This is a genomic window from Achromobacter sp. MUI-25009338 (assembly GCF_057359325.1).
This window is the reverse complement of the sequence record NZ_CM170627.1, coordinates 5,551,012-5,568,520: the sequence shown is the minus strand read 5'-3', so window position 1 is coordinate 5,568,520 and position 17,509 is coordinate 5,551,012. Positions and strand designations below refer to the sequence as shown.

Sequence of the window (17,509 nt, the reverse complement as noted above, 5' to 3'; positions counted from 1 at the left end):
ACGTAAGGACGCATCTGTGGCCAACAACGACTTTCTCTTTACCTCCGAATCCGTCTCTGAAGGGCATCCCGACAAGGTTGCCGACCAGATCTCCGACTCGATTCTCGACGCCATCTTCACGCAGGACCCCAACGCGCGCGTCGCAGCCGAAACGCTGTGCAATACGGGCCTGGTGGTGCTGGCCGGCGAGATCACCACGACTGCCAACGTCGACTACATCCAGGTCGCGCGCGACACGATCCGCCGCATCGGCTACGACAACACCGACTACGGCATCGACTACAAGGGCTGCGCGGTGCTGGTCGCCTACGACAAGCAATCGCCCGACATCGCCCAGGGCGTGGACCGCAGCTCCGAGGACTACCTGAACCAGGGCGCCGGCGACCAGGGCCTGATGTTCGGCTACGCGTGCGACGAAACGCCCGACCTGATGCCGGCCCCGATCTGGTACGCGCACCGCCTGGTGCAGCGCCAGAGCGAACTGCGCAAGGACGGCCGCCTGCCGTGGCTGCGCCCGGACGCCAAGTCGCAGGTCACGTTCCGCTATATCGACGGCCGCCCGGCCGAAGTCGATACCGTGGTGCTGTCGACCCAGCACGCGCCCGAAGTCTCGCAGGAAACCATCCGCGAGGCCGTGATCGAAGACATCATCAAGCCCAGCTTCCCCGAAGGCCTGATCACGCCCAAGACCAAATTCCTGGTCAACCCGACCGGCCGCTTCGTCATCGGCGGCCCGCAAGGCGATTGCGGCCTGACCGGCCGCAAGATCATCGTCGACACCTACGGCGGCGCGTGCCCGCACGGCGGCGGCGCGTTCTCGGGCAAGGACCCGTCCAAGGTCGACCGCTCGGCTGCCTACGCCGCGCGCTACGTGGCCAAGAACATCGTGGCCGCCGGCCTGGCGCGCCAGTGCCAGGTGCAGGTCAGCTACGCCATCGGCGTGGCCGAGCCCATCAACATCACCGTCTACACCGAAGGCACCGGCGTCATCCCCGACGACCAGATCGCCAAGCTGGTGCGCGAGCACTTCGACCTGCGTCCGAAGGGCATCGTCAACATGCTGGACCTGCTGCGCCCGATCTACGCCAAGACCGCCGCCTACGGCCACTTCGGCCGTTCCGAACCGGAATTCTCGTGGGAAGCCACGGACAAGGTGCCGGAACTGAAGAAGGCGATGTAAGCCTCAGCCTTCCAGGCCAAAGAAGCGCCCGGAAGCTGGACCCAGGTCCGGCTTTCGGGCGTTTTCGTTGGCGCTCACCACACCGCGCCGTCCGAGCCCGGCGCCCGCAGGTGGCGGGCGAAGCGCTGCGCCAGGAATTCGACGAAGGCCAGGGTCTTGGCCGGCAGGTTCAGGCGTTCCGGATACAAGGCGTGGATGTCGGCCGGCGGCGTGCGCCAGTCGGGCAGCACCACGCGCAGGCGGCCGGCGCGCAGGTGCGCGGCCGTCTCCCACTCGGAGCGCATGACAATGCCGTGCCCGTCCAGCGCCCATTCCAGGGCGCTCTGGCCGTCGTTGGAGCTGACCGGGCCGCGCACCTTGACGGTCTCCGCGCGCAGGCCCGATTCCAGCCGCCAGGTGCCGTAGGCCACGTCGTTTTCGCGCACCACGATGCAGCGGTGGCGCTGCAGGTCGCCCGGGGCGCGCGGTTCGCCATAGGTCTCCAGATAGCGCGGCGAGGCGCAGAGCAGGCGCCGGTTCGAGGCGATCTTGCGCGCGGTCAGGCGCGCGTCCGGCAGGTCGCCGAAACGCACCGCCACGTCGAAGCCTTCCTCGATCAGGTTCAGCGGCCTGTCGGTCAGGCGCATCTGCACTTCCACCTCGGGGTACTGGCGCGCGAAGTCGGACACGGCCGGCACGATGTGGGCGCGTCCGAAGCCGAAGGTGGCGTTCAGCCGCAGCAGGCCCTGGGGCTGCGCGCGGGCGCTGGACACCGAGCGTTCCAGGGCTTCGAGGTCGGCCAGGATGCGTCCGCCCTCGGCCAGGTACAGCTCGCCTTCCTGCGTGACGCTGACGCGGCGCGTGGTGCGGTTCAGCAGCCGCACGCCCAGGCGCTGTTCCAGCTTGGCCAGCCGCGTGCTGACCGCCGGCGGCGTCAGGCCCAGTTCGCGCGCGGCCGCGGACAGGTTGCCGTGCTTGACCACCAGCGAGAAAAAAGCGAGGTCCGATAGGGCGTCCATGGGCTTATTTATAAATCATATTTAATAAAGCTTTATTCGGATTATTAATTATAAGAATCCAACAGGCCTATACACTGGACTCGCCCATACAGAGCCGCCTATCGCGGCCACACAAGGAGACCAGGAATGAAGATCAACACCGCGGCCGGCGCCTTGTGCGCGGCCCTTGCCGTCGCATCCTGTTGGACCCAGGCGGCGGCCGCCGCCGGCGCGTTTCCCGAACGCGCCGTCACGCTCATCGTGCCGTTCGCGCCGGGCGGCAGCGTGGACATCGCCGCCCGCCTGATCTCCGACGCCTGGGGCCGCGCGCTGGGGCAGAGCGTGGTGGTGGAAAACCGCGCCGGCGCTTCCGGCAATATCGGCATGGCCGCCGTGGCGCGGGCCCAGCCCGACGGCTACACGCTGGCGATCAACACCATGTCGCTGGCCATCAACCCGGCGCTGTTCCAGAGCATGCCGTTCGACACGAAGAAAGACCTGCGCTCGGTGGGCACGGTGGGAACCTCCCAGCACGTGCTGACGGTGACCAACGGCCTGCCGGTGGCCACCGTCGGCGAGCTGCTGTCCTACGTGCGGGCGCGGCCGGCCAACGATCTGAGCTTCGGTTCCGCGGGCACCGGCAGCACCTTCCACATGGCCGCGGAACTGTTCAAGTCCGTCTCGCAGACGCAGATCCTGCACGTGCCGTACAAGGGCGGCGGTCCGGCCATGCTCGACACCATCAGCGGCCAGGTGCAGATGAGTTTCCCGGTGCTGTCCGCGGCCAAGCCGCAAGTCGACGGCAAGAAGCTGCGCGCGCTGGGCGTGACCGGCACGCGGCGCTCGCCGCTGTTGCCGGACGTGCCCACCATCGCGGAATCGGGCCTGCCCGGCTACGAATTCAATACCTGGTTCGTCATCAGCGCGCCCGCCAATACGCCGCAGGCGGTAATAGACACGCTCAACGCCAAGCTGGAGCAGGCGCTGCGTTCGCCCGAGCTGGCGCAGCGCATGGGCAAGGAAGGCTTCGATCCGCTGATCTCCACGCCCGCCAGGACGGACGCGATGGTGGACGAAGAAATGACGCGCTGGGCCGGCATCGTCAAGCAAGCCGGCATCAAGGCCAACTGATTCAAGGATGCAAGACATGCCCGGCATGACGCTGTACGACAAACTGGTGGCCAGCCATGAGGTGGCCCGGATCGACGACGAGCACGTGCTGCTGTACGTCGATCTGCACATCATGAACGAATACACCAGCCCGCAGGCCTTCAGCGGCCTGGCCGCGCGCGGGCGCGCGGTGCTGCGCCCCGGGCAGCAGATGGCGGTGGTGGACCACGTCATCCCCACCCATCCGGTCGCGCCGGCGCTGCGCGTCATCGCCGACGAGGCGTCCTCGCGCCAGGCGGGCAACCTCAAGCGCAATTGCGATGCGCAGCAGATCGCGCTGTTCGACACCACCGATCCGCTGCAGGGCATCGAGCACGTGATCGCGCCCGAGCACGGCATGGTGTTGCCGGGCATGGTGGTGCTGTGCGGCGACAGCCACACCACCACCTACGGCGCGCTGGGCGCGCTGGGCTTCGGCATCGGAACCTCGGAAGTCGAGCACATCCTGGCCACGCAGACCCTGGTGTACCGAGTGGCGCGCAACATGCGCATCCGCATCGACGGCACGCTGGGCCGCGGCGTCACGGCCAAGGACCTGGTCATCTGCGTGGTGCATCGCATCGGCGCGCAGGGCGCGCGCGGCCATGCCGTGGAGTTCTGCGGCGAGGCGATAGACGCGCTGTCGGCCGAGGCCCGCATGACCCTGTGCAACATGACGGTCGAGGCCGGCGCGCGCGCCGCGCTGATCGCGCCGGACGCCACCACCGACGCCTATGTCGCCGCGCACGCGCCGCAGCTGCGGGGCGACATTTTGGCGCAGGCGCGCGCCAGCTGGGCCGGATTGCGATCGGACGCCGACGCCGTCTTCGACGTGGAGCACGTGCTGGACGCCGCAACCATCGCGCCCTTCGTCACCTGGGGCACCAGCCCGGACCAGGCCGTGCCGATCGACGGCGTCGTGCCCGACCCGCAAGCCGAGCCCGACGCGCTCGCCCGCCTGGCGCTGGAGAAGGCCATGGACTACATCGGCCTGACGCCGGGCGCGCCCATCGCGGGCCTGCCGATAGACCGGGTGTTCATCGGCTCCTGCACCAACGGCCGCATCGAGGATCTGCGCGCCGCGGCCAGCGTGGTGCGCGGGCGCAAGGTCGCGGCCGGCGTGCGGGCCATGGTGGTGCCGGGCTCGGGCGCGGTGCGCGCCCAGGCCGAGGCCGAGGGCGTGGCCGCGCAATTGATCGAGGCGGGCTTCGAGTGGCGCCAGCCGGGCTGCTCCATGTGCCTGGCCATGAACGACGACGTGCTGAGCCCGGGCGAGCGCTGCGCCTCCACCACCAACCGGAATTTCGAAGGCAGGCAGGGCCGGGCGGGGCGCACCCACCTGATGAGCCCGGCCATGGCCGCCGCCGCCGCGCTGGCCGGCCGCATCGTCGACGTGCGCGAATGGGAGAAATGAATGAACCCGATGATCGAAGGCGTGGCCGCGCCCCTGCCTTTTTCCAATCTGGACACCGACCAGATCATGCCCAAGCAGTTCCTGCGCATCATCGACAAGTCGGGCCTGGAGCGGGGGCTGCTGTATGACCTGCGCTTCGACGCCGACGGCGCGCCGCGGCCCGGTTTCGTGCTGAACCAGCCGGCCTACGCCGGCGCGCGCATTCTGGTGGCGGGGCCGAACTTCGGCTGCGGCTCCAGCCGGGAGCATGCCGTGTGGGGTTTGCAGCAGTTCGGCATCCGCGCGGTGATTGCGCCGAGCTTCGGCGAAATTTTCTACTTCAACGCGGTCAACAACGGCTTGCTGCTGGTCAGCCTGGCGCCAGCCGAGGTCGATGCGCTGCTGGCCCGGGTATCCGATACGGCCGCCAACCGCGTGAGCATCGACGTGGCGGCCGGCCGCGTCAGCGCCGCCGACGGCTGGACCGCCGGTTTCACGCTGCCCGAACGCCATCGCCGGATGTACGCTCAGGGCCTGGACATGGTGGGCGCCTCGCTGCAGCGGCTGGACGAAGTGCAGCGTTTCGAGGCCGGACATTGGGCGCGTCATCCATGGATGAAAGACGTGGCGCGCCGGGTGCGCGACCGCCTGGACGCTGGCCGCGCAGAGTGAGGCAGACCCATGACCGATTTCTTCGACCTACCCATCCGCCGCATCGCCGTCGACGGCGTGCGCATCGCCGCGCGCATCGACGGCTCGGGGCCGCCGCTGCTGCTGCTTCACGGCCATCCGCAGACCCATGCCATCTGGCACCGCGTGTGGCCCGAGCTGACGCGGCACCGCACCTGCGTGGCGGCGGACCTGCGCGGCTATGGCGACAGCGACAAGCCGCCCGCCAGCGCCGGCCACGCCGCGCATTCCAAGCGCGCAATGGCGGCCGACATGGCGGGGCTGATGCAGGCGCTGGGCCATGCGCGCTTCGAGGTGCTGGCGCACGATCGCGGCGCGCGCGTGGCGCACCGACTGGCGCTGGACCATGCCGCGGCGGTCCAGCGCATGATGCTGCTGGACATCGCGCCGACCCTGGACATGTACGAAGGCACGACGCGCGCTTTCGCCCAGGCCTATTTCCACTGGTTCTGGCTGATCCAGCCGGCGCCGCTGCCGGAAACCATGATCGAGCGCGACCCCGTTTTCTACCTGCGTTCGGTCATGGGCGGGCGGCCCGGCGGGCTGGCGCATTTCTCCAAGGAGGCGATGGCCGAGTACGAGCGCGCCGCGCGGCTGCCGGGCTGGGCCACCGGCATCTGCGAGGACTACCGGGCCTCGGCCACCCTGGACCTGGAGCATGACCGCGCTGGCCGCAAGGCCGGCGAGCGCCTGACCCAGCCGCTGCGGGTGCTGTGGGGCGAGCGCGGCGCGGTGGGCAGGAATTTCGACGTGCTGGGCCTGTGGCGCGCGGTGGCCGACGACGTGTCGGGCGGCCCGCTGCCGGGGGCGCACTACCTGGCGGAGGAGTGCCCCGAGGCGCTGATGGCGCAGGTGCGGGCGTTCTTCGGATGGGACGGCGATCCGGCCCCTTAGCCCACGGGGGCAAGCCTGGACGCGGAGTAGGGCCATCCAAAAAGGGACGCACCGTGGATGTTAACCTTCGGCCCATGAATCGCTACACCGTCGACCTCTCCGAGCTGCCCGCCGCCGAAGACGCGCAACGCGCCTTCAAAGCCACCGATTCGCCCTGCGTGGCGGTGTGCTCCACGCTGTTCGACGAAATCTGCCGCGGCTGCGGCCGCACGGCCATGGAAGTCGCCAACTGGGTCTTCATGACCGAGGAAGAAAAACGCGAGGTCTGGGTGCGCATCAAGGCGCAGGGCTATCCGCGCCGCAATAACTAGCCGGGCGTTGCGCGGCCGCAAAGGCCGTCTTGGGCGTGTCACATGGAGCGGGCTAAATCGCGCTTGTCATCCATTTCCGGCCCCCGCCACCGGCTCCATCATGCGCATCGTCCTGGTCACGGATGCCTGGCATCCGCAAGTCAATGGCGTCGTCCGCACCTGGACGACCATGCAGCAGATCCTGAGCGAATGGGGCCACGAGCTGATCGTGGTGAATCCCCAGGGCAGCCGCACGGTGCCCGCGCCATCTGAGCCGGACCTGCGCCTGTGCCTGCAACCCGGCCGGCAACTGCGCCGCATCCTGGGCGAGACCGTGCCCGACGCGCTGCACATCGCCACCGAAGGGCCGCTGGGCCTGGCGGCGCGCCGGCTGGCGCTGGCGCGGGGCTGGCGCTTCACCACCTCCTTCCACACCATGTTCCCCGACTATCTGCAGGCGCGCATGGGCATTCCGGCGGCCTTGCCGTGGCGCTACCTGCGCTGGTTCCACCGGCCCTCGCAGCGCGTGCTGGTGCCCACGCCCACGGTGCGCGACGTGCTGGCGCGGCGGGGGCTGGCCAATCTGCGGATCTGGTCGCGCGGGGTGGACCCGCGCAAGTTCCGGCCCGGCGCCGGCGCGGCGTTCGAAGGCCTGCCCCGGCCCGTATTCCTGAGCGTCGGGCGCGTGGCGCGCGAGAAGAATCTGGACGCCTTCCTGGACCTGGACCTGCCGGGCAGCAAGGTGGTGGTCGGCGCCGGTCCGGACGAGGCGCGCCTGAAAAAGCGCTTTCCCGGCGCGGTCTTCATGGGCATGCAGCAGGACCCCGCGCTGCCGGCGCTGTATGGCGGCGCCGACGTGTTCGTGTTTCCCAGCCTGACCGACACCTTTGGCCTGGTCATGCTGGAGGCCATGGCCTGCGGCACGCCGGTGGCCGCGTTTCGCAGCGAGGCGCCGCTGGCGGTGGTGGCGCAGGGGGTGACCGGCGTGCTCGACGAGGACCTCGGCCACGCCTGCCGCGCGGCGCTGTCGCTGGACCGCCACGCGGTGCGCGAGCACGCGCTGACCCGCAGCTGGGACGCGGTGGCCTCGGACCTGCTGGCCGCGCTGGTGCCGCTGGACGGCACCGCCCGCGGCGCGCACCTGTTCAGCATGCCGGAGAACGCCGGCCGGCCGGCGCGGCAATAAGCGTCCGTGGCCCCGCGCCTGCTGCCCGCGGCACGGTTCCCGGGTACAATGCTCGGCAATCCTGAGGAGCGTTGCGACGACCCAGCGGTCGCCAGGCTCAGGAATCCTTGTTCAAGCGGCGCGCCCTCGGCGCGGCGCTGCAGCAACGGCGCTCACCTTTGTCGCATATGGCGGAAAAGGCGGGCACTCGACTGTCGTGGTGTATTCGCGTTGTCCGGCCATCTTGCGCGCCGTTCGTATTTCACGTGGAGCCTACACACCATGAACGCTGTGACTGACAAATCCTTCTCCGACTACATCGTCGCCGACCTGTCGCTGGCCGGCTGGGGCCGCCGCGAGCTGGCCATCGCCGAAACCGAAATGCCCGGCCTGATGGCCATCCGCGAGGAATTCGCGGCCCAGCAGCCGCTCAAGGGCGCCCGCATCGCCGGCAGCCTGCACATGACCATCCAGACCGGCGTGCTGATCGAAACGCTGGTGGCCCTGGGCGCCGAAGTGCGCTGGGCCTCGTGCAACATCTTCTCCACGCAGGACCACGCCGCCGCCGCCATCGCGGCCTCGGGCACGCCGGTCTTCGCCGTCAAGGGCGAGACGCTGGAAGAGTACTGGCAGTACACCCACAAGATCTTCGAATGGCCCAACGGCCAGCACGCCAACATGATCCTGGACGACGGCGGCGACGCCACCTTGATGCTGCACCTGGGCACCAAGGCCGAGAAGGACATCTCGGTGCTGGCCAACCCGGGCAGCGACGAAGAGCGCATCCTGTTCGCCGCCATCAAGGAAACGCTGCAACGCGATCCCAAGTGGTATTCGACGCGCCTGGCCCAGATCAAGGGCGTGACCGAGGAAACCACCACCGGCGTGCATCGCCTCTACCAGATGTCGCAGAAGGGCGAACTGGCCTTCGCCGCCATCAACGTCAACGACTCGGTCACCAAGTCCAAGTTCGACAACCTGTACGGCTGCCGCGAATCGCTGGTCGACGGCATCAAGCGCGCCACCGACGTGATGGTCGCGGGCAAGATCGCGGTGGTGGCCGGCTACGGCGACGTGGGCAAGGGCTGCGCCCAGGCGCTGGCCGCGCTGCGCGCCCAGGTCTGGGTCACCGAGATCGACCCGATCTGCGCCCTGCAGGCCGCCATGGAAGGCTTCAAGGTCGTGACCATGGAAGAGGCCGCCGCGCACGGCGACATCTTCGTCACCGCCACGGGCAACTACCACGTCATCACGCGCGAGCACATGAACGCCATGAAGGACCAGGCCATCGTGTGCAACATCGGCCACTTCGACAACGAAATCGACGTCGCCAGCCTGGCCGACTGCAAGTGGGAAGAGATCAAGCCGCAGGTCGACCACGTCATCTTCCCGGACGGCAAGCGCATCATCCTGCTGGCCCAGGGCCGCCTGGTGAACCTGGGTTGCGCCACCGGCCACCCGTCGTTCGTGATGTCCTCGTCGTTCGCCAACCAGACGATCGCCCAGATCGAGCTGTACACGCGCAACGAGGCCTACAAGTCGGGCGAAGTCTACGTGCTGCCCAAGCACCTGGACGAGAAGGTCGCGCGCCTGCACCTGAAGAAGCTGGGCGTGAAGCTCACCACCCTGCGCCAGGAACAGGCCGACTACATCAGCGTGCCGGTCGAAGGCCCGTACAAGCCCAACCACTACCGTTATTGAGGGTTGTAGCAAAATAGGGGGAAGTACCGCGCCATGTCGGCGCGGGCTTACCGGTCCGCCGGCCTCGCGACCGCATTGCGGCCGCGAGGCCGGCGGACCCAACACAGGAGGTCGAACATGGCATTGATACTCGTCTGGATCCTGAACGCGGTGGCCCTGCTGGCGGTTGCCTATCTGCTGCCCGGCATCACCGTGGCCAGCTTCGGTTCTGCACTCATCGCCGCGCTGGTGCTGGGCCTGGTCAACATGCTGGTCAAGCCGGTGCTGGTGCTGCTGACGCTGCCCATCACGATCGTCACGCTGGGCCTCTTCCTCATCGTCATCAACGCCTTGTTGTTCTGGTTCGTCGGCTCCGTGCTGAAGGGCTTCCAGGTCAACGGGTTCTGGTGGGCCGTGGGCGGTGCGATCCTGTACAGCATCATCTCGGGCCTGCTTACCAAACTGATCCCCTAGAGTCGATCCCACCCCCGAGCGCTGCGCGCTCCCCCTCAAGGGGGCATGCCGGCGGACCGGCGAAGCCGGCTCCGCGGCATCCCGGTGGGGCGCACCCGGTTCATGCGGGACGCGTAGTGCTTATAGATAACTGCTGATATGTCCGATTCGATTTCTCCTGCTTTCAGTCTGGAATTTTTCCCCCCGCGCGACCTGGCCGGCCAAGAACGGCTGGTGCGCGCGGCCAAGCAGATGCTGGCCATCCAGCCCAAGTACGTCAGCGTGACGTTCGGCGCGGGCGGCTCCACGCGTGCGGGCACGGCGGACGCCGTGCGCACGCTGCGCAACCTGGGCTGCGATGCGGCGCCGCACCTGTCGTGCGTCGGCGCCTCGCGCCAGGACCTGCGGGACATCCTCCAGGCCTACAAGAGCGAAGGCGTGCGGCGCGTGGTCGCCCTGCGCGGCGACCTGCCCTCGGGCATGGGCGGCGATGCGGGCGAACTGCGCTACGCCAACGAACTGGTGACGTTCATCCGCGAGGAGACCGGCGACTGGTTCCACATCGAAGTGGCGGCCTATCCCGAAATGCATCCGCAGGCGGCCAACCCCTCGGCCGACCTGGACCATTTCGTGCGCAAGGTGCGGGCCGGCGCCAATGCCGCCATCACGCAGTACTTCTTCAACGCCGACGCCTACTTCGACTTCGTCGACCGGGCCCAGGCCAAGGGCGTGGACGTGCCCATCGTGCCGGGCATCATGCCCATCACGAACCACACGCAGCTGCTGCGCTTTTCGGAAATGTGCGGCGCGGAAGTGCCGCGCTGGATCCGCCTGCGCCTGGCGGAGTTCGGCGACGACAAGGCCTCCATCCGCGCCTTCGGCGTGGACGTGGTGACCGAGCTGTGCCAGACGCTGCTGGACAACGGCGCGCCGGGCCTGCATTTCTACACCCTGAACCACGCCGAAGCGCCGATGGCGGTGTGGCGGGAATTGTCGCTGCAGGGATGAGGGCGGGGGCTTTGGGCGCCTGATGGGTTCCGCGCGCTCGAGCCTTGATTTCTTGTGTCGAATATCTCGCGCTGCACCCATCCTACGGCCTCACCACCGTAGGATGGGCGCAGCGCGAGAACGCTTGGGCAAGAACACGAATATCGAACGCGCGTAGCCCATCGGCCCCCCGGGCCGCCTATTCCGGCTGAATCCCCGCCTGGCGGATCTGCTCGCCCCAGGCTTCATACTGCGACCGGACGAATTGCTGCAAAGGCTCGCCGACCGTCAGGTCCGGCTCCATGCCCATCGCGCGCAGCCGTTCCTGGACGGCGGCATCGCGCATCGTCGCGCTCAACTGGTCGGCCCACCACTTGGCCGCCTCGGGCGCCAGGCCGGCCGGGCCGGCCACGCCGATCCAGCCGGTCAGGTCCAGGCTGCCCATGCCCAGCTCGCCGGCCGTGGGCACCGCGGGCAGAATCGTCGAGCGCTTGCTGGAGACCAGCGCCACGGCGTTCAGGTTCTGCGCGCGGATCTGCGGCAGCACCGCGCCCAGGTCGGCCGCCACGAAGTCGATGCGCCCGCCCAGCAGGTCGGTCACGGCGGCGGGCTGGCCCTTGTAGGGCACGCCCAGCACCTCGGCGCCGGCGGCGCGGCTGAAGGCGGCCGCGACCACCTGGCCGGTGCCCGAGCCGTAGCCGCTGGTCACCGACTGCGGCTTCTGCCTGGCCGCCGCCACCAGCTGGCGCGCGTCGCCGTACGAGCCGCTGGCGCGCGTGACGATCACCACGTCGAACCGGACCACCCGGCCCACCTGGGTGAAGTCCTTGATCGCGTCATAGCGCTGGAACGCCTTGGACAGGTAGGGGCCCGAGGAACTGGTGGCGCTGGAGCTGGGCATCATGGTGTAGCCGTCGGGCGCGGCCCGGGCCACGGCGTCCACGCCCAGCACGCCCAGGGCGCCCGGCTTGTTCTCGACGACGATCTGCGCGCCGGTGCGGGCGCGGATGTCGTCGACCACCACGCGCGAGACGTTGTCGATGGTGCTGCCGGCCGGAAAACCGACGATGAAGCGTATGGGCTTGTCGGCCTGCGGGTAGCCGCCGGCGGCGGCCAGCGCGGGCACGCAGAGCGCGGCCGCCGCGAGGGCGGCTCGGATCGGGTTGTGCATGGTTGTCTCCTCTGTTTCTTTGTGCGGGTCAGCGAGCTTGGCCGGCGCGCGCCAGCGCCAGGATCTCGTCGGTGTGTTCGCCCAGCCCAGGCGGATGCCGGCGGATCTCGCCCGGCGTGCGGCTGAACCTGACGGGCAGGCCGGCCTGGATCAGGCGTCCTTCTGTGGGATGCTCCGATTCGTGCCAGAAGCCGGTGGCCTTGAGATGGGGGTCGGCCAGCAGCTCCTCGAAGCCGTTGACCGGCGCGAAGGGGATGTCGGCGCTGGCCAGCAGTTCGGTCCATTGCCCGGTGCTGCGTTCGGCCAGCACCGTCTCCACGTAGCGGTACAGCTCCGGGAAATGGCGGCTGCGGCTGTTGAGGGTCTGGTAGCGCGGGTCCTGCGCCATCTCGGGATGGCCGGTCAGGTCGAAAAAGCGCTGCCATTGCGGGGTGGTGTAGGGCACCACGCTCATGTAGCCGTCGCGCGTGCGGAACGGGCGGCGGTATTCGTTGAGCAGGCGCGTATAGCCCGCCGGGCCCTCGGGCGGCACGAAGGTCAGGCCGGCCAGATGTTCCGGCGCCAGGAAGGCCACCATGCATTCGAACATCGGCACCTCGACCGCCTGGCCGCCGGCGCCGCGTTCGCGCGCCAGCAGCGCGCTGGTCACGGCGTTGGCCACGTACAGGGCCACCACCTTGTCGGCGACCACCGAATTGACGTAGCAGGGCGCGCCGGCGCCCGCGCCGCCTTGCAGCCAGGCCATGCCCGAGGCCGCCTGGATGGTGTCGTCGATGGCGGCCCGTCCGGCGTACGGGCCGGCTTCCGAATAGCCGTAGCAGGCGCAATACACCAGCTCGGGAAAGCGCGCCGCCAGCGTCGCGTAGTCCAGGCCCAGGCGGCGCATGGCGGGCGCGCGCATGTTGGAGATGAACACGTCGGCCCCGCCGATCAGCGCGTCCAGCTGCGCGCGGCCCTCGGCGGTCTTGACGTCGATCACCGCGCTGCGCTTGTTGCGGTTGAGGTTGAGGTGGGCGTGGCTCATGGCGGCATGGCGCTGCGGCGTGACGTGGCGGAACACGTCGCCTTCGGCGGACTCGATCTTGATCACGTCCGCGCCCATGTCGCCGAGCATCTGGGTGGCCATGGGCCCCATGCCCACGCTGGTCATGTCGATGACGCGTATGCCGTGCAGCGGTCCGGGCATGCTCAGTCCTCCCCCAGCAGGCGGCGCGCCAGGCGCAGGTGCGGCCGGTCGATCATCTTGCCGTCCAGCCGCAGCGTGCCCGCGCCGGGATGCTGCGCGAACGCATCGATCACGGCCCGCGCCCATTGCAGCTGCTGCGCGTCGGGCGTCAGCGCGGCGTTGACGGCGTCGACGTGGCGCGGATGGATCGCCATCTTGCCGACGAAGCCGTCGCGGAAAGCCTCGCGGGACTCGTCGGCCAGCACGTCAGGCGCGTCCAGGTCCACGCAGACCGTGTCGATGGCGCGCACGCCGGCGGCGGCCGCGGCCATCAGACACAGCGAGCGCGCCAGCCGGAACGGTTCGGTATAGCGGCCGGCATCGCGGTTGCGCAGCGCGCCCACGTCGGCGGCCAGGTCTTCCCCGCCCCAGGACAGGCCCCACAGGCGGGCGGTGGCGTCGCGGTAATCGTGCAGCCCGAACAGCGACTGCGCGGTTTCGGTGACGATGGCCAGGATGCGGGTGGCGCCGGCGGCGGCGCCCGCGGCCGCCTCGAACGCGTCCAGGTAGTGCGCAAGCTGGCGCATGTCTTCGCGGCTGCGGCACTTGGGCAGCACGATGCCGCAGGGAGCGGCCGGCATCACGGCCGCCAGGTCGGCCAGCGCCGCGCCGCTGTCCAGCGCGTTGATCCGCACCCACAGGGACTTGCCGGCCGCGCCGCGTTCCAGCATGGCGCGCACCTGGGCGCGGGCTTCGGCTTTCTGGTCCGGCGCGACGGAATCCTCCAGGTCCAGGATCAGCGCGTCGGCCGCGCTGGCGGCGGCATGCTCGAATTTGCGCGCGGAATCGCCGGGCACGAAGAGCAGGGATCGGGTCATGGCGAGCCTCCTAGGGCTGCTTGCGCATCAGGGCCGAGCGCTTGCAGGTGGCGACCACTTCGTCGCGGTGGTTCAGGGCGGTGTGCTCGAACTCGACGATGCCCGCGTCCGGGCGCGAGCGGCTCTCGCGCATGGAGAGCACGCGGGTGCGCACGTGCAGCGTGTCGCCGGCGAAGACCGGCTTGGGGAAATTCACGTCGGTCATGCCGAGGTTGGCCACCGTGGTGCCCAGCGTGGTGTCGTTGACCGTCATGCCGATCAGCAGGCCCAGCGTGAACAGGCTGTTGACCAGCGGCTTGCCGAATTCGGTCTTCGCGGCGAAATGCGCGTCCAGGTGCAGCGGCTGCACATTCATCGTCAGCGAGCTGAACAGCACGTTGTCCATCTCGGTCAGGGTGCGGGTCCAGGCATGATCGAAAGCCTGTCCGACGGAAAACTGTTCGTAATAGAGGCCAGCCATGTTTCTTCCTTCTGGGGGAGAGCGCCGGGCGCCAGCCCGGTTCCGGAGTCGCCGCAACAGAGGGATTCCGTCGGCGTTCTTACTCTTGAACAAAAGTTTATAGTCATGAACGCGTGCCGGCAACGCCCGGGCCTAGGCGTAAACCCGCATGGCGTCGCCGCGGGCCTGGCGGGCGGCCGCGGGAATCCGGGGAAGGAAAGGGGGGAAACCGCGCCCGGGAACCGGGCGCGGGCAGCGGCAGGGGAAAAGCCCTACCGGGCGAGCGGGGCGGGGGTGTCGATGCGCTGGGCCAGCTGGCGGCTGGCGGCCAGCAGGGTCTGGCCGATGGCGTCGGCCTTGGCCGCCGACCGGTCCAGCGGCGCGCCCACGACCAGCGCCAGCACCGTGCCGTACAGCATCAGGGGGGCGGCGACCGACAGCGTGTCGGCCTGGTGTTCCGCCAGGTTCACGTGCCAGCCGCGCTCGGCCTCGGACGCGATCAGGCGCAGCAGCTGCTTGTGGGTCTTGACGGTCTGGCTGGTGTAGCGGTCCAGGCTCAGGCGCGCAGCCAGCGCCTCGCGCTCGGCGGGCGCCATGGCGCCCAGCAGGGCGCGTCCGGAGGCCGAGGCGTGCAGCGGCTTGCGCTGGCCGGCCTTGGCCGTGAACCGCACGATGCGTTCGGGTTCGACGACGTCCAGGTAGACCACGTGATCGCCGGCGCGCTGCGCCAGGATCAGCGTCTCGCCCAGCTCGTCGCGCAGCGCTTCCAGCGTGGGCCGGATGCGCGTGGTCAGCTGGTCATGTTCGGCCACCGTGCTGGCTTCGTTCAGCCAGCGCCGGGTCAGGTAATAGCGCCCCGCGGTCTGGTGCGCATAGCCATCGCCTTCCAGCGTGTCGAGCAGGGCCAGGCAGCTGGATTTGGGTATGCCCAGCCCCGCCGAAATCTGCGACAGGGTGGCGGGCGCCTGGGTGGCGGCGAAGAACTGCAGGATGTCCAGCACCCGCCGGGCGCTTTTTACGTCGTTCGTACTCATGCACGGCAATATATATTCATGAACGGGCACCGGCAACCGCCGCTGCCCGCCGTGCTTCAGTCGGCGTATACCCCCGCCTTGCGGATCACGCCGCCCCACTTGTCGACCTCGCTCTTGAGCCAGGTCTGCAGGCCTTCGGGCGTCTGCTTGGATTCCGGCACGATCTCGGCGCCCAGCTCGGCCATCTTTTGCGTGAAGGCCGGGTCCTTGAGCGCGGCGCGCAGGGCCGCGTTGAACTTGGCGATGGCCTCGGGCGGCGTGCCCTTGGGCGCGTAGACGCCGTGCCACACCTTGACCTCGAAGCCCTTCAGGCCGCTTTCCTGCAAGGTCGGCGCATCGGGCAGCGTCTTGATGCGTTCCAGCGTGGTGACGCCGTACAGCTTCACGCGGTCGGCCTTGATCTGCGGAATGGTCTGCGTGGTCTGGTCGCACAGCACGTCGACCTGGCCGCCCAGCAGCGCGGTCATCGCCGGCGCGGTGCCGGCGTAGGGCACGGTGGTGAACTGCACGCCCAGCGATTCCTGCAGCAGCATGCCGCAAAGCTGCGACACGGCGCCCAGGCCGGCATTGGCCAGGTTGATCTTGTTGCCGTTCTCGCGCGCGTACTTGATGAAGGCCGGCATGCCGTCGGCCGGCAGGTCTTTGCGGCCCAGCAGCGTCATGGGCACGTCGGCCACCTGGCCGACATAGGCGAAGTCGGTCAGCGGATTGAACGACAGCTTGCGGTACAGCGCCGGCGCGGTGGCCATGCCGTTGTGATGGATCAGGAAGGTGTAGCCGTCGGGCGCGGCGCGCGCCACGTGCTGCGAGGCCAGCGTGCCGCCGGCGCCCGTGCGGTTCTCGATGACGATGCTCTGGCCCAGCGTCTTGGCCATGGATGCGCCCAGGCTGCGCGCGACTACGTCGGTGGGTCCGCCCGCGGCGAAGGGCACGACCAGCGAAATCGGATGGTTGGGATAGGCGCCTTGCGCGGCCGCATTGCCGGCCGCCAGGCACGAAAGGGCCAGGACCGGCCAGGCGGCGCGTCGGGCCGCGCGCATGAAAATAGGGGGCATGTCTCGCTCCTCGTGGTTTTATCGGGGGCCCCCAGGGCAAAGCATGACGGGCCATGGCCAGTGTGGCGCACCCGCGCCCGGATGAGAATTCGCGGTTCTGCAAGCCGGGTTTCGGTAGCTGGAAAGGAGGGTTTATACGGAAGGCTGGCTACCTGCGGGCATCGCCGGCCGTTCGCATCGTTCCAGGCCGCTGCAGGGCAGCGCGACCGCCTGCAGCCGATCGTAAAAGTAGCGGTGGAATATCTCCCAGTCCCGGTACTGGCTGGACGCCACCTCATACGCGCACAGGCGGCCCACCAGACCGCAGATCCAGTCCGCGCACTGCAGCGTCTGGAAAAGATGGCTCTCGCCTTGGATCAGCGGCTCGATCAGGGTTCTGCATCGGTGGGCGGCATCTTCGAACATTGCCAGCGTGCAGAGCTCCACGTTCATTTCGCGCCAACTGCCGCCGGCTTGTTGCTCGTCGACCAGGAGCATGAAGGTGGCCTGCCGCGCCGAGAAGAAGCGGTCCGCACGTCGGACAATGCGTAGCAGCTGGTGTTTGAAGCGTTCTGCGGACTGGTGCCGCGAGGTGCTGGCCGTCTTGCGTTCGCCGCTGTAGACCACGTGCCCGCCGATCTGCCGGATATGGTTGAGCAATCGGCCCGTGGCGGTCCGCAGTTGGCTGTATCGCTGCACATTCCTGACGGTATAGCGCAGTGTATTGCGCGGGAGCCGGTTGCTTACCCTTCAGTGCATGGAAATGTCACGCATGGAGCGGCCCGGACCAAAACACGAAAGCCCGCCGCAATTCATTGCGGCGGGCCTCGGAAGGTGGGCACATGACGGGCATATGCGTTGACGGAAATGTAGTCCCCTGCGCGCTCCGGTGCAAGAAGCCGGGCGCCTCGACACCCCTGTATCGGACTG

General features: G+C 68.8%; 18 protein-coding genes and 1 riboswitch. Of the genes, 10 read left to right on the top strand and 8 right to left on the bottom strand.

Features of this window, described 5'->3' with window-relative positions; translation table 11 throughout:
* Positions 1–16 precede the first annotated feature (16 nt).
* Positions 17–1,180, top strand: a complete 1,164-nt coding sequence (metK, locus tag AC1IQ6_RS26340) for a methionine adenosyltransferase (protein ID WP_111826903.1) — start codon at positions 17–19, stop codon at positions 1,178–1,180.
* A gap of 74 nt (positions 1,181–1,254) precedes the next feature.
* Here the strand turns inward: metK and AC1IQ6_RS26335 are convergent, their stop codons facing one another.
* The gene (locus AC1IQ6_RS26335; RefSeq protein ID WP_209165860.1) at positions 1,255–2,178 is read right to left on the bottom strand and encodes a LysR family transcriptional regulator; all 924 of its coding nucleotides are present in this window, start codon (positions 2,176–2,178) and stop codon (positions 1,255–1,257) included.
* A 126-nt stretch (positions 2,179–2,304) separates the two neighbouring features.
* Between AC1IQ6_RS26335 and AC1IQ6_RS26330 the strand changes: the two genes are divergently transcribed.
* From AC1IQ6_RS26330 to metF, 9 genes are all read left to right on the top strand, one after another.
* The gene (locus AC1IQ6_RS26330) at positions 2,305–3,288 is read left to right on the top strand and encodes a tripartite tricarboxylate transporter substrate binding protein (RefSeq protein ID WP_485865529.1); all 984 of its coding nucleotides are present in this window, start codon (positions 2,305–2,307) and stop codon (positions 3,286–3,288) included.
* Positions 3,289–3,304: 16 nt separating this feature from the next.
* Positions 3,305–4,720, top strand: a complete 1,416-nt coding sequence (leuC, locus tag AC1IQ6_RS26325) for a 3-isopropylmalate dehydratase large subunit (protein WP_111826979.1) — start codon at positions 3,305–3,307, stop codon at positions 4,718–4,720.
* The gene (leuD, locus tag AC1IQ6_RS26320) at positions 4,721–5,371 is read left to right on the top strand and encodes a 3-isopropylmalate dehydratase small subunit (protein WP_485865528.1); all 651 of its coding nucleotides are present in this window, start codon (positions 4,721–4,723) and stop codon (positions 5,369–5,371) included.
* 9 nt (positions 5,372–5,380) lie between these two features.
* Positions 5,381–6,283, top strand: coding sequence for an alpha/beta fold hydrolase (locus tag AC1IQ6_RS26315; protein WP_102775149.1), 903 nt, complete (start codon positions 5,381–5,383; stop codon positions 6,281–6,283).
* 74 nt (positions 6,284–6,357) lie between these two features.
* Positions 6,358–6,594, top strand: a complete 237-nt coding sequence (locus AC1IQ6_RS26310) for a DUF1289 domain-containing protein (protein ID WP_062683348.1) — start codon at positions 6,358–6,360, stop codon at positions 6,592–6,594.
* Between the two features lie 100 nt (positions 6,595–6,694).
* A complete protein-coding gene (locus tag AC1IQ6_RS26305; protein ID WP_485865527.1) occupies positions 6,695–7,759 on the top strand; it encodes a glycosyltransferase family 4 protein in 1,065 nt (354 codons plus the stop codon).
* A 57-nt stretch (positions 7,760–7,816) separates the two neighbouring features.
* Positions 7,817–7,920: riboswitch (S-adenosyl-L-homocysteine riboswitch) on the top strand.
* 100 nt (positions 7,921–8,020) lie between these two features.
* A complete protein-coding gene (gene ahcY / locus AC1IQ6_RS26300; protein WP_111826892.1) occupies positions 8,021–9,439 on the top strand; it encodes an adenosylhomocysteinase in 1,419 nt (472 codons plus the stop codon).
* Between the two features lie 117 nt (positions 9,440–9,556).
* Entirely contained in the window at positions 9,557–9,892 is a 336-nt protein-coding gene (locus AC1IQ6_RS26295; protein WP_006389784.1) for a phage holin family protein, read from the top strand.
* Between the two features lie 138 nt (positions 9,893–10,030).
* Positions 10,031–10,879: a methylenetetrahydrofolate reductase [NAD(P)H] gene (gene metF / locus AC1IQ6_RS26290; RefSeq protein WP_102775152.1), complete on the top strand. Its 849-nt coding sequence runs from the start codon at positions 10,031–10,033 to the stop codon at positions 10,877–10,879.
* Between the two features lie 178 nt (positions 10,880–11,057).
* On the opposite strand, the gene AC1IQ6_RS26285 is transcribed toward metF, so the two are convergent.
* The 7 genes from AC1IQ6_RS26285 to AC1IQ6_RS26255 form a co-directional block, all read right to left on the bottom strand.
* Positions 11,058–12,029: a Bug family tripartite tricarboxylate transporter substrate binding protein gene (locus AC1IQ6_RS26285; protein WP_485865526.1), complete on the bottom strand. Its 972-nt coding sequence runs from the start codon at positions 12,027–12,029 to the stop codon at positions 11,058–11,060.
* 28 nt (positions 12,030–12,057) lie between these two features.
* Positions 12,058–13,215 carry a CaiB/BaiF CoA transferase family protein gene (locus AC1IQ6_RS26280; protein WP_485865525.1) on the bottom strand — a complete coding sequence of 386 codons (1,158 nt, stop codon included), beginning with the start codon at positions 13,213–13,215 and terminating at the stop codon, positions 12,058–12,060.
* A 2-nt stretch (positions 13,216–13,217) separates the two neighbouring features.
* The gene (locus AC1IQ6_RS26275) at positions 13,218–14,072 is read right to left on the bottom strand and encodes an HpcH/HpaI aldolase/citrate lyase family protein (protein ID WP_102775155.1); all 855 of its coding nucleotides are present in this window, start codon (positions 14,070–14,072) and stop codon (positions 13,218–13,220) included.
* A gap of 10 nt (positions 14,073–14,082) precedes the next feature.
* A complete protein-coding gene (locus AC1IQ6_RS26270) occupies positions 14,083–14,532 on the bottom strand; it encodes a MaoC family dehydratase (RefSeq protein ID WP_102775156.1) in 450 nt (149 codons plus the stop codon).
* 251 nt (positions 14,533–14,783) lie between these two features.
* The gene (locus AC1IQ6_RS26265; RefSeq protein ID WP_111826889.1) at positions 14,784–15,545 is read right to left on the bottom strand and encodes an IclR family transcriptional regulator; all 762 of its coding nucleotides are present in this window, start codon (positions 15,543–15,545) and stop codon (positions 14,784–14,786) included.
* Between the two features lie 56 nt (positions 15,546–15,601).
* Positions 15,602–16,600 carry a tripartite tricarboxylate transporter substrate-binding protein gene (locus tag AC1IQ6_RS26260; RefSeq protein ID WP_102775158.1) on the bottom strand — a complete coding sequence of 333 codons (999 nt, stop codon included), beginning with the start codon at positions 16,598–16,600 and terminating at the stop codon, positions 15,602–15,604.
* Positions 16,601–16,732: 132 nt separating this feature from the next.
* On the bottom strand, positions 16,733–17,239 hold the full coding sequence (locus AC1IQ6_RS26255) for a DUF3800 domain-containing protein (protein WP_485865524.1): 507 nt from the start codon (positions 17,237–17,239) through the stop codon (positions 16,733–16,735).
* Between the last annotated feature and the right edge of the window lie 270 nt (positions 17,240–17,509).

Coding starts and splice junctions, on each gene's coding strand:
- AC1IQ6_RS26335 (WP_209165860.1), bottom strand. CDS start 2,178: ATGGACGCCCTATCGGACCTCGCTTTTTTCTCGCTGGTGGTCAAGCAC.
- AC1IQ6_RS26260 (WP_102775158.1), bottom strand. CDS start 16,600: ATGCCCCCTATTTTCATGCGCGCGGCCCGACGCGCCGCCTGGCCGGTC.
- ahcY (WP_111826892.1), top strand. CDS start 8,021: ATGAACGCTGTGACTGACAAATCCTTCTCCGACTACATCGTCGCCGAC.
- AC1IQ6_RS26280 (WP_485865525.1), bottom strand. CDS start 13,215: ATGCCCGGACCGCTGCACGGCATACGCGTCATCGACATGACCAGCGTG.
- metF (WP_102775152.1), top strand. CDS start 10,031: ATGTCCGATTCGATTTCTCCTGCTTTCAGTCTGGAATTTTTCCCCCCG.
- AC1IQ6_RS26275 (WP_102775155.1), bottom strand. CDS start 14,072: ATGACCCGATCCCTGCTCTTCGTGCCCGGCGATTCCGCGCGCAAATTC.
- leuD (WP_485865528.1), top strand. CDS start 4,721: ATGAACCCGATGATCGAAGGCGTGGCCGCGCCCCTGCCTTTTTCCAAT.
- AC1IQ6_RS26310 (WP_062683348.1), top strand. CDS start 6,358: ATGAATCGCTACACCGTCGACCTCTCCGAGCTGCCCGCCGCCGAAGAC.
- AC1IQ6_RS26295 (WP_006389784.1), top strand. CDS start 9,557: ATGGCATTGATACTCGTCTGGATCCTGAACGCGGTGGCCCTGCTGGCG.
- leuC (WP_111826979.1), top strand. CDS start 3,305: ATGCCCGGCATGACGCTGTACGACAAACTGGTGGCCAGCCATGAGGTG.
- AC1IQ6_RS26305 (WP_485865527.1), top strand. CDS start 6,695: ATGCGCATCGTCCTGGTCACGGATGCCTGGCATCCGCAAGTCAATGGC.
- AC1IQ6_RS26270 (WP_102775156.1), bottom strand. CDS start 14,532: ATGGCTGGCCTCTATTACGAACAGTTTTCCGTCGGACAGGCTTTCGAT.
- AC1IQ6_RS26285 (WP_485865526.1), bottom strand. CDS start 12,029: ATGCACAACCCGATCCGAGCCGCCCTCGCGGCGGCCGCGCTCTGCGTG.
- AC1IQ6_RS26315 (WP_102775149.1), top strand. CDS start 5,381: ATGACCGATTTCTTCGACCTACCCATCCGCCGCATCGCCGTCGACGGC.
- AC1IQ6_RS26265 (WP_111826889.1), bottom strand. CDS start 15,545: ATGAGTACGAACGACGTAAAAAGCGCCCGGCGGGTGCTGGACATCCTG.
- AC1IQ6_RS26330 (WP_485865529.1), top strand. CDS start 2,305: ATGAAGATCAACACCGCGGCCGGCGCCTTGTGCGCGGCCCTTGCCGTC.